This window comes from Candidatus Hodgkinia cicadicola (genome assembly GCF_002774925.1).
On the sequence record NZ_CM008788.1, the window covers coordinates 1 to 10286 of the forward strand.

Genomic DNA, 10286 nt, shown 5'->3' on the forward strand with positions numbered 1-10286 from the left:
ATTGAACTTGATTTTGAACGGATCGAAGTCAATAGTGTTAAAGGTAATGCATCCCCGATCATCCGTAACACTTACCTGTACATCTTTTTGTTCAGCAAGTTGAGATATGAACATTTTATGTAAACCATTTACCATTATCACATCATTATCGTTTAATAATGGCAGTTTAATTAACGGTATTACCACAGTTTCTGTTGAATGTAGCAGATCAAACTCATCGGTCTCATCATAATCGATAAAACTTATCTTCAAACCGACAACACAATATCCTTTCTGGTTTCTATAATCATAAACCAAATCTCTGAAGTCAACATCGTAATCCTTAAATGCTATCGGAAACAACCTTGACAGATGTAGTCGTATCTTCGATAACCGGATCCCAATCTCATTACGACAACCAAACAAAGGTAAGCTATACAATCTACCCTGAGGCTGATCGATTAATAACCGATCGTTGTTATTAACATCTCCAGTTAGATTAATACGCATGTTGTTATAGTTTTGTTGTTAAATAATCATGAATCTTATCAACTGTTTCTCGCAACATCCACTCAACCCCAATCCCAATATCCAACTATTCAATATCCAGATGTTATCACTAATGATTACGGATCTCCTGTTCTAATCTTGACTTCTCAATCTCAAAGTATCTAGAGCTAATGAATCTCCATTTCTAACTAGTGACTAACATAAGGTTATTGCCAACGGGTAGTACCAACACTTCAATAAGTTCCAACTTTCAATGACTTTGATTTCAATTGACCATACAATCGATCACGTTTATACCAAAGTAATAAGTTTATTAGCTCAACGTTTGAACATGATTTTAACAACCTTCTAATCCAAACTAACGGTCTACTTATTTCAACATAAATTTGAACTAATCGATCCAATCTTCAGTCCTCAACTAAGTAATATCAATCAAATATACGATTGTTTCTACAAACCAAACAGTCGGTATAAATTGATCCCAATGCAATTAGCTACTTTGATTGCAGCATCGGCCATAATGGCTTGGACATGGTTTTCATAAACCAATTCAGATGGTTTTACACCAATAAATCTCATCAATCCAGACCTAAAACTATCACTCATAAACACCCCATTAACACCAATACCCCAAACGTTGGATCTCCGAACTCCATAACAAAATCCAGTACACTCAATTAATTGTTCATATTTGTTCTGATTACCATAAATCCTGTGTAACCATGGAGCATACAACGAAGCACAGGCTCTGAACGTTGCCGATAAAAACTCACATTTACAACACAATGAATAAGAGGATGTTGTTAAACACAACGTGTTAGCATCGAACGTTTTTAAATCAGTTCAAGTTGATCCTTTAAATCAGCCAAAGCTTGAACATGTTGCCAAGAATCCGGCTCCAACACCAATTATCAACACCCCATGTGTCCTTGTTCTTATTAAATAATCAGATCAATTTGTTTGGTGTAAACGTGTAATGGTTGAAACAACTGAACCCGAATCTGGTAAGATTATTATCCTTAATTCTCTAGGGATTCAATTTGGAGCTGATTTTAACATCACAACGTTGAGATTCGATTCTAAATTAAGACCATTCAATTCATCTAACCCATTTCCGAACAAAACATCAACAACAAACACCATCGGTTTATTATCAAGCTGATGATATCGATCGAATAATGTGTCTTCTCAAGGTAGTTTCAATGCTTCAACAATTCACGGGATTATGCCGAGACAACTTCATTCTGTTATCTTTTCAAGTGATTTTAAACCTGATGACAACAAAGATACTCTTCCGACAAATTTATTAAGAAGAAAGCCATTTATCATATGATGTTCAGAATTACACATCAAACAAGATGTTCCAGCAATCGAAGCCAATGCTCCGCCACGTTCCATGTCTGCGATCAAGCTGATCTTACTAGATGTCCGTTTTGCCAACCAAACGTTGCCAACATCAAATGCCATCAGGTTTCCTTCAGCAATAGATCCCGCTCCTTCGATAACAACAAGATCGTTCTGATTCTTTAATCAATTAATCTTATCAATGATCTTAGTTTTCATCCTTGTTCTTAACCTCCTAGAACTCGGATATGTAAACTTACATCTAATTAAATCTCCTTCAACGTAGAGTTGACTTATCCTTTCACCGAGAGGTTTAATTCAGAACGGATTGAAGTCTGATGATGAAAACTGGTTACTAGCAACCGATTGAATCCATTGAGCAACATTTATGCAACCGATTTGTTCATGGTTTTTAAACGATGCATTACTCATGTTCTGAGCTTTGAATGGAACGACTCTAAGACCAATATTCCTAGCAATTTTACATAAACAACTACATATAAAGGTTTTACCAGCATTTGAACTCGTTGCCAACAACACAATACTAGTTCCCATAATCCCGAGTTTGTTTTATATCAGTTAGTTTGATATGTTAATCAGCAACAGAATCGGATTTATAAGCATATACGTTGTGGGTTTGTTTTGATGTGTTATGATGGGAATCGATGTAGCAAAACATTAATGTTGAGAGTAACTTGTTATGTGGTCATAAACACCATTAAGAATGGGTAAATTGATCGGATCTTGGTTGATAAATGTGTGTTCACATGATGGGTAGGGTTGTTAGGGTTGGATCTTTGGTAGTCAGATCAGGTTGTTGTTGAAACATTTAACAAGAATGGCATCGAATGTTGTGATGTTTGGTTAGTTCTGGACAGTAGAGTTGCTTGGGACTTCGGTTGTTAACGGTTTGGATGTTCAATTGATCGATGGTCTAGATCCGGTTCATGTTGACGGTATTTCATGGTAAAACTAGGACGGACAAAAGGGTCAATGGAACTTATCGATATAGTGTTAATACTCATACGATGGAAAGGTATATTATTTAGCTTATATTTGTATCGTTGGAAACTACCTGGTCGTTGTTAACAGGTAATTGTGTTGTTATTATACATAGACACGAGGATTTAATTAGAAGTATAATACCAAGAGGTTTTGGTTGTTAACGGTAAGAGAGGATTGGCAACGTTAGTGGAATTTGTGAATAGGATTAATAGAAGTTGTAAGTGATGGGGTTTTGTTTAGTTGAGCTGAATATGGGATTAATAATTCATGTTTTAATAATGATGTTAAATTCGATGAGTGATGTTGGCTTTGATGTTTGAGATTGGAGAAAGGTTTAAGTTTAAAGCTGTTACTGTTGATAAAATAACTTGTTTAGATAAGATGTTGGTCGTTAATGGTGTTGAGATACAACGTTCGGGTGTTGGTTAATCTCCAAAGGTTATAGAGAACCATGGTTGTTAAGAGATAATTGGCAGTGGGAATTGTTGAAGATATGGAGGTTGGTTTGATGATGTTTCAGTTGAATAGTAGGTCAATCATGTTTTGATGGTGTAAGATGAGATGAAATGGTTATAATTATAACGTTATGTATAATAAGTTTATAATTTGTTACAAACAAACGTGTATATGCTAATGTTGGGGATGGGATGTGGATGTTTTTACGATGATGTTGTCGTTTATGATTGAAGTTTGTAGTTTATTCCAAAGAATTAAACGTTTCGGGATGTTTTTGTTTAGTAATTACTTCGTTGTTAATCGATGTGTTATGGGTTGATGTTAAGCAAATTTATGAGTAATAAGAGCGGTTATTTTAATATGTGTTAGAAATATATCGAAGTAATGATGGATGGTTGGGAGGTTAGAAATGGTATGAGAGAATGTTGGTTTAAGGAGGTATTATGGTTATGGTTGAGGGGTGTTAAGTGGTTATATTTTGCTAATAGAATTAACAGATGAATGAGTAATAAGTGGGGGTCATGTGTAAAGGTAATAATTGGTGTTGGTGGACTATGAGTTGGTCATCGATCTTACCTTTATTGGTCATGGTATATCAGTAGTCAGTGAGAGGTGTTGGTAAAGCTGTTACAACAGGTTCATCCTTTAATTGATTGGGATAATACACCGTACGATGTTGGGTTATTACCTTCGGATTGGGTTTAATTACAATAAGTTCTGGTAGGAACTGTTAACCATGAGTTCGTTGATGAGTGTTACGGAAGAGAACTAATCGGAGCTATATGTTGGGGTATTGGGTAAACAAGTAGATGTTATTTCATGTTTTGTAATGGATATGAGATGTTATGGGGGTTGGTTGTGTTCTGGTTTGTTTTTAATAAATGGATGTCAGTGGTTGTTTGAGACTAATCATGATTTCATACAAGTGTTGTGGATTGATGATGGGTTTAGTTGTTGATTGATCGGTTATTAGTAATGAATTTAATTACCAATTATAAATAAGATGTAATTAGTTAAATCGTTGTGATTGACATGATCTGGTATTGGATAATCAGGATTTTGAGTTAACAATTCGTTGAAGTTGTTATTCCGTTTAGAGAGGTGGAGATTAGGTTTTGGTTCTGTTTGGGTAGTTCGTTTGGGATAACGGGAGGTTAACGTCATCGTTTGGACATCAACTAAAGCTAACGAGCAACATCAACATTGTGGAAATAACTGCCTTCAATACTGTGTTTATTAATACCTTTAAATAACATCTGATATCGTGATCTAGATATAAATTGGAACGAGGTGTTGTGTTTGGATGTTTCACTGACATAATGAAATTCATGACCGTTGCATAGCTTTCCAAGATCAATTAACGATCCGACTTTGTCTACTACGAATACCAGGTGGTTGTTGCGGGTGTTAATGGTTGGGATAAAACCTAATAGTTTTCTTCGAATTAGATTTATAGAAAGCCATTGAGCTATCACAATGTATCCTCCGCATTCTGAATTGGTCTTTGACAACAACCATCGAAATCGTGTTCCGATCCTTGTAACAAGGTTGTTGATCCGTTCTTGTAGTTCTGGATAACCTCCGGGGATGAAAAGTTGATCTCGAGGATCAAGATAAGTTTCGTTATCAATGAATGCTCAAAATGTTGGAATATATCCTAAAAAATAAAGTGTTAACAAGGAGTTTTCATAGATGAATCAAAGTGATGTATCTCTAACAACGTTGATACAGAATCCAGTAAACATGTCTTTGGTGGTCACAACCGTTGTTTGTTAACCGAACCAAGGGAACTGATAAGGTTTATTCTGTCTTCGATTATTATGACATAACAATCGGTTCTTTTATGAACTTGATCGGGTGTTTGGTTTGAGCAGTATCGTTTAGTTTGGATCCAATGGATTGTTGTTGAGTTCTTAATGCGGATACAGATTAGATCTTACTTTGATGGGTAATTACAACATTGACATGATGGATGTGGGTTGGTTTGTTCTTTCTGGTGTAAAACTCTATGGGATTTATTAAGATGAGGATCGGTCTTACCATGAATGGATAACAACGTTCGTTTGGAACATGCACCATATTTGATGTCGGATCAACTATGTTATTTGTTTGTTACGATAGTGTTGTTAAATGATCTGTATGTGGCCAACGTTAACTCATTGAAACCGGCACGAAATTGGGTCTCTGTGTTGTTAGTTAATACTTATATAATTTAGGATAAAACAGGTAAGCTTTTGATATGTGTGGACGTTGTACTTGTTTCATGTATATAATTCGATAGATATCAGATGTTGGAGGTGATTGGTTTTAATTGATCGATAGCTTTTGGTGTTGTGATTGGTTATCGCTAGGGATGAATAGGTTATCTTTGGGTTTATATGTTTAGTTCTGTGGTGATACTTTAAGATGTAATAATGGGTTCAGTGTGTTATCATTCGGTGTTTAGTAACAACGTTGTAGGTAGGTGTTAAATTTGTGTTGTTATTAGTTTGTTAAATGATTGGTGGTAGAAGGTTTGGGATTTAGTTGGTATTAATTGAAATGGGGATTAGAAGGAGGATAGGTTGATTGTTCGAATAGCTGGAGAAGGACCGAACAAAATGGTCATGTTTGGTACAACCTTGTTTGGTTCAATGGTAGATTGAAGGGGTGGGATTTTGTTGTGGTAAGTTATATGGATAACCGTTTGTTGTGTTTAGAATCAAGTCTATGGACCAATGAAGAGGTTGGATCGTTGATGGGATGGTTTGAGTGGGGTTTAGTATTTGATAATGGATGGGAATTACAACTTTGTTAAGTTATTGTTGTTATAAGTTTAGACATGGATGTTGTGGTGGTAGTTAACACCGAAGTCTTCTTAGTGACATAACTTGTTGTTGGCTTGATGATGAAGGATAACACGGGTAGATGGTTTGGATGTTGATTGAGGTAGATGTTGGGTAGTTTATATGGTTGGGTAGTAAGTAACAGATAAATGAGTATAGATAGGAGGTGGTTGGGTTATTGGTTGGAGTTGATAGATGTGGGGTGGGGTTATGTGTTTGGTTTTGATTAAAGGTAGATCGGTGGTTGATGTTGGATAGATTTTAGTTAACTTAGATTAGATGGAGGTTGAGTGGTTGGCTTAGAAGGTGGGAAGGTTGAATGGATGTTGGGATAACGTATGTTTAAATTGATGCATGGGTGTTGTTAGATGATACTTGGGTGGTTTATTGAGAACCGATAGGTTCCTTGTTGTGAACAGTTACAATGTTGGAGGTTTAGAGGTAAGTTGATGGGGAGTTCGATGTGGGGAATGTGTAATGATGGGTGTTTAGGGTTTGGATGTTGGGATTAGATTAGGATGGAAGAGAAGGATCGGTGTTGGAGAAGAGGAAGAAAGATTAGATTGAAGGCATATGGAGGTTGTAGTTTGGTTGATTGGATGGTAGGGAAGAACAACAGGTGGTTGTTGTAGGGAGGGTGTTGATGTTGGGTTTATAAGTTAGTATTGTTTATGATATTAGTGATGGTGGGGGTAGATGGAGGGGATTAGATTGGCATGGAGGTAAGAAGAGGGTTTGTAGTTTCTTTGATTTGTTTATGTTGGAATATATATGAGCCAATGTTGTAGGAACGGTGATAAATTAGTTGGATTTATGAATGGGTTAAGCTTTAGGTTGGGGTGTTGGTTCGGGGTGTTGGTTTGTTGGTTTTGGTTGGTAGTTGGTAGGGATATTGGGGATGGATCAGGATGTTGGAGGTGTGTATGTGAAGGTTGGGAAGGAATAAAGCTTTGGATAAGGTTTGTCATAATGATGTATTGAGTTGGAGGGAGGTTTGGGTTGGCTTCTGTTTTGGGATGAGATTGTTGTGAGTGTTAACACATATTTGGTTAGTGGGGTCTAAGATAGAGGTAGGGATGAAGGAGAAGGTGGGGAAGTGGTTATGATCATCAAGGGGTTGGAATTGTTGGGGATTATGTGATTAGTTGGTGTGAACGTGTGGTCGTTAGCAACAAGTTGTCGTTGGGATTATGATAATCGTTAGTATCATCGATATTAGACATGATGGTGATGTTAATGGTGGTTGTTTTGGTTCGATATGTTAAGTTTAGATGGTAAATGGTAGTGTTTGGTTGTTCGATAACAAAATGGTGGTGTTGGTTGCCATGATGGATGGTGGGATTAAGTAAGTAGTTCAGAAGTTATACACTTTGTTGTTGGAACGTTGTTAGATGTTGATAGATGACATGATGGTTTCATTGGTTGTTGTCGTTGGTGTTGTTGATGGATGTTTATGGGTTCTTGGTATTCATGGTTAGTTGTTGGATGAAGAGATGATAGGGTTATGTCTATCTTGATGATGGTGTTGATGTTTTTGGTTGTTTGTCGTTGATTGGTTGAAATGTTGTTGGAACAGAGGTGGTGGTTGGTTATGGTAAGTGGAATATGGTTGGTAATGGTTTGAAGGGAAACAATGATGGGTTAAAGTCTTGAGTAGTTGTTAGGATAAATGGGTGTTTATATGTTGGTTGGTTTGATGGAGGTTGAAGGGTTGGTATCGGTCAGTTATTGATGGGTCAGATGTTATGATCGGAGGTTGTTGTTGGTTTATACAAGGTAGGGGTTGGTGGGTAGTGTTTGATGGGGTAGGTTAAGTGGTTAGGATGTTGGAGTTGGAGGTGTTTGAATTGCTATAGTTGGATGGTGGTTAGGATGTTGGGGGTTATGGGGTGTAAGTTGTGTTAATTGGTGGTTGGGATATATGTGGGTTGTTTGGGGTATGAAGGTTGGAATGTTGGTTATTTATGAGGAGTTGATGGGTTGTTAGTTTATAGTAAATGTTGTTGTTGAGATGGTTGTTTCAATGGGATTGGGTAGTACTTTATATAAGTTATTGGTTGGGGTTAATAAAGACCGATTCATTGGTTTCATGAGGGTGGGATGTGGGGGTTGGTTATGAGGAGGAGATTATAGTGATGTTTGGTTGGATAAATGTGGGTTTTGGTATGTAGGTTAGAGATGATTTGGTTTGGTGTTTTATTCAGGGTTGGGTATAAGATTGGATGGGTTTGTAGAGGTATTGGGGTTGGGTTAGAGGATTTGTTGGATGTTATGGAGGAGGTTGAGGTCATGGAGGATTAGAGGAGGGGGTCATTGATGTTAGGAATGATGTTAGGTTAGGAGTAAGTAGTTCTGATGGAGGTGATGTTTAGATGTTAGGTGATGGGATTCAGAGAGATGTTTGGTATGTTTGTGGTTCGATTGGAGGTTGGGATTGGTGGGTGTTTGTTTGGAAGGAACGGATGTTTAGGTAATTAGTTGGAAGATAGGTAGGATGGTTAGGTTTTAGGATGGTTTGAGTAGGATGGGATGTTTGTTGGGTTTGGGAAGTGGGTGTTGGATGATTAGTTTGTTGTCGATTATATCATTGAGTAAATTATAGAAGGGATGGGGTTGTGTTGGTTAGGGATGGGTATGTTTGGGGTATGTATTGATATCTTAGAGGTTGGAAGGTGGGGTTGGCATGTTGGTAGTTGATGTTATGGGTGTTGATAGTTATGGGTTTAGGTTAAGTTGTTAGAGGTGGGGGTTGGGTTGATAGATTCGATAGGAAGGATGGATGTTGGGTTGGGAATAGGTAAATGATGGAGGTAGGATGGTGATGGGGAAGGTCATGATGAGTTGTTTAGAGAGGTGTTTGGGGGTTGAGAGTGTAAGTGTTATGGATTCAATGGCTGGGATGTTAAGAGGTGTTCCATGTTGGGGTTGGGAGTAGGGATCGGATGTTGTTAGTAATCGATTATTTGGTTTATAAAGAACAACCTTCGGGTAAGAGGTCTGATGTTTCTGTAAAGGAGGGTGTTTAGGTTGTTGGTTCGAGGTCGGAAGTTAAAGTTCGTTCTTTTTGAAAGAGGTATTGTTGGGTTAATCCTGGTCATAAATAGGTCTGTGTTTGTTGTTATTGGATCGATGAAGTTCATGTCGTTTGTTGTTGCTAAGCACATTGTTAGTCTTTTTAATCTCCTTGAGATCATTCTAGAATAGATTAGACTTCGGTGGATCTTGTTGATCTTGTTTTTAAGTGAAGTGCTTAACGATATCTCAACGGGTAGTTTGATTGGGACGGTACCTGATCTAATATCTCGGTTTAGTTTCTTTGAAAGGATTCTAAGTCTTGTTAGAACATCGGTTTTTTGTTCTGGGATAACACTGTTCTTTGTTACTTCAAATATGCTAGGATTTGGATAAATGTTGCGGGTTAGTAATCTCGTTCTCTGATCTAGTAACTGTTGTTGGCTGTTGACGTTGACCATGAATCCCATCGATGATATTAGAGAAACGGATCTTGATTTCATTCAACCTATGCTAATGAAACATCTTAGGAACCTTATGGATTCTGCTTGTGTTATATCGAGTTCTAGAATGGTTAAACTTGAACAAAATGCCAACAAACTGTAACAACATGGTGGGGTGTTGTTGAATTCTGTGCATGGAGATAAGCTCAAGATTACTTCGGTTGGTTTCTCTCTTCCCAATTCTGAAAGACATAGGACTTCTGCATGTGGATAACCTCCTCGTGCTGTTTCTGTTCTTATAAGTCATTGACCAACAACGGCATAACATGTTACAATCGGATTACCATTTTCGTTGTAGATGAGATGTTTCAGGTTGGCTCCTACTAAGTACTTTAATATGGATATTGTGTGGACAACGGCCATGGTTGTTGTTAGGATGTTGTTAATTGATCAGGATACTATGTCGATGATGATAGGGTATGGGGTATGAGGAAATAAATTAGATGGGGGTTGGGATCTGTGATGGGGATGGCACTGGATGTTTGGGATGGTAGGGTGTGTGGAGAGATGGAGGATCGAACGTTGTTGATCTGAACTCGTTTCCTTGTTGGAAGCCGAGTTATCAGTCGTTTGTTTGTTGGAGGATCGGGAGATAGGATCGAGATGAAGTATGGTAGGATTGGAGGATGTTCGGGTAGGTTGGAGGTTTTGA

General features: G+C 37.5%; 17 protein-coding genes. 10 read left to right on the top strand and 7 right to left on the bottom strand.

All coding sequences use genetic code 4. From position 1 onward, the window contains the following. The 3 genes from MAGTDC_RS01250 to MAGTDC_RS01260 form a co-directional block, all read right to left on the bottom strand. On the bottom strand, positions 1-489 hold a 489-nt coding region (locus tag MAGTDC_RS01250; protein ID WP_146656705.1), incomplete at its 3' end, for a hypothetical protein. Positions 490-695: 206 nt separating this feature from the next. Then, entirely contained in the window at positions 696-833 is a 138-nt protein-coding gene (locus MAGTDC_RS04390) for a hypothetical protein (RefSeq protein ID WP_192573011.1), read from the bottom strand. A 106-nt stretch (positions 834-939) separates the two neighbouring features. Beyond that, positions 940-2388, bottom strand: a complete 1449-nt coding sequence (locus MAGTDC_RS01260; RefSeq protein WP_146656707.1) for a nucleotide-binding protein — start codon at positions 2386-2388, stop codon at positions 940-942. 750 nt (positions 2389-3138) lie between these two features. Here MAGTDC_RS01260 and MAGTDC_RS05375 point away from each other — a divergent pair. Together MAGTDC_RS05375 and MAGTDC_RS01265 are read left to right on the top strand one after the other, a co-directional pair. Then, positions 3139-3267 (top strand): hypothetical protein, encoded by a 129-nt coding sequence (locus MAGTDC_RS05375; RefSeq protein WP_278046898.1) that lies wholly within the window; start codon positions 3139-3141, stop codon positions 3265-3267. Between the two features lie 414 nt (positions 3268-3681). Continuing rightward, on the top strand, positions 3682-3999 hold the full coding sequence (locus MAGTDC_RS01265) for a hypothetical protein (protein ID WP_192573012.1): 318 nt from the start codon (positions 3682-3684) through the stop codon (positions 3997-3999). Between the two features lie 276 nt (positions 4000-4275). Here the strand turns inward: MAGTDC_RS01265 and MAGTDC_RS01270 are convergent, their stop codons facing one another. The 3 genes from MAGTDC_RS01270 to MAGTDC_RS04395 form a co-directional block, all read right to left on the bottom strand. Continuing rightward, positions 4276-4458, bottom strand: coding sequence for a hypothetical protein (locus tag MAGTDC_RS01270; RefSeq protein ID WP_146656709.1), 183 nt, complete (start codon positions 4456-4458; stop codon positions 4276-4278). Positions 4459-4478: 20 nt separating this feature from the next. After that, on the bottom strand, positions 4479-5039 hold the full coding sequence (locus MAGTDC_RS05850) for a hypothetical protein (protein WP_146656710.1): 561 nt from the start codon (positions 5037-5039) through the stop codon (positions 4479-4481). A 184-nt stretch (positions 5040-5223) separates the two neighbouring features. Continuing rightward, complete coding sequence (locus MAGTDC_RS04395) at positions 5224-5370, bottom strand: hypothetical protein (protein WP_192573006.1); 147 nt, start codon at positions 5368-5370, stop codon at positions 5224-5226. A 586-nt stretch (positions 5371-5956) separates the two neighbouring features. Between MAGTDC_RS04395 and MAGTDC_RS05380 the strand changes: the two genes are divergently transcribed. The 7 genes from MAGTDC_RS05380 (at position 5957) to MAGTDC_RS01295 (ending at position 8812) form a co-directional block, all read left to right on the top strand. Next, the gene (locus MAGTDC_RS05380) at positions 5957-6091 is read left to right on the top strand and encodes a hypothetical protein (protein ID WP_278046895.1); all 135 of its coding nucleotides are present in this window, start codon (positions 5957-5959) and stop codon (positions 6089-6091) included. A gap of 334 nt (positions 6092-6425) precedes the next feature. Beyond that, complete coding sequence (locus tag MAGTDC_RS01280) at positions 6426-6611, top strand: hypothetical protein (protein ID WP_146656711.1); 186 nt, start codon at positions 6426-6428, stop codon at positions 6609-6611. A 416-nt stretch (positions 6612-7027) separates the two neighbouring features. Next, on the top strand, positions 7028-7264 hold the full coding sequence (locus MAGTDC_RS04400) for a hypothetical protein (RefSeq protein ID WP_192573007.1): 237 nt from the start codon (positions 7028-7030) through the stop codon (positions 7262-7264). Between the two features lie 433 nt (positions 7265-7697). Then, positions 7698-7913 (top strand): hypothetical protein, encoded by a 216-nt coding sequence (locus MAGTDC_RS01290; protein ID WP_278046896.1) that lies wholly within the window; start codon positions 7698-7700, stop codon positions 7911-7913. A gap of 217 nt (positions 7914-8130) precedes the next feature. Further along, the gene (locus MAGTDC_RS04405) at positions 8131-8295 is read left to right on the top strand and encodes a hypothetical protein (RefSeq protein WP_192573009.1); all 165 of its coding nucleotides are present in this window, start codon (positions 8131-8133) and stop codon (positions 8293-8295) included. 2 nt (positions 8296-8297) lie between these two features. Continuing rightward, positions 8298-8420, top strand: coding sequence for a hypothetical protein (locus MAGTDC_RS05385; RefSeq protein WP_278046897.1), 123 nt, complete (start codon positions 8298-8300; stop codon positions 8418-8420). Positions 8421-8629: 209 nt separating this feature from the next. Then, positions 8630-8812 carry a hypothetical protein gene (locus MAGTDC_RS01295; protein WP_146656714.1) on the top strand — a complete coding sequence of 61 codons (183 nt, stop codon included), beginning with the start codon at positions 8630-8632 and terminating at the stop codon, positions 8810-8812. A 255-nt stretch (positions 8813-9067) separates the two neighbouring features. Here the strand turns inward: MAGTDC_RS01295 and MAGTDC_RS01300 are convergent, their stop codons facing one another. Beyond that, on the bottom strand, positions 9068-9997 hold the full coding sequence (locus tag MAGTDC_RS01300; RefSeq protein WP_146656715.1) for a hypothetical protein: 930 nt from the start codon (positions 9995-9997) through the stop codon (positions 9068-9070). An 87-nt stretch (positions 9998-10084) separates the two neighbouring features. Here MAGTDC_RS01300 and MAGTDC_RS04410 point away from each other — a divergent pair. Next, positions 10085-10286: hypothetical protein (locus MAGTDC_RS04410; protein ID WP_192573010.1), on the top strand; the 202-nt coding region annotated here is incomplete at its 3' end.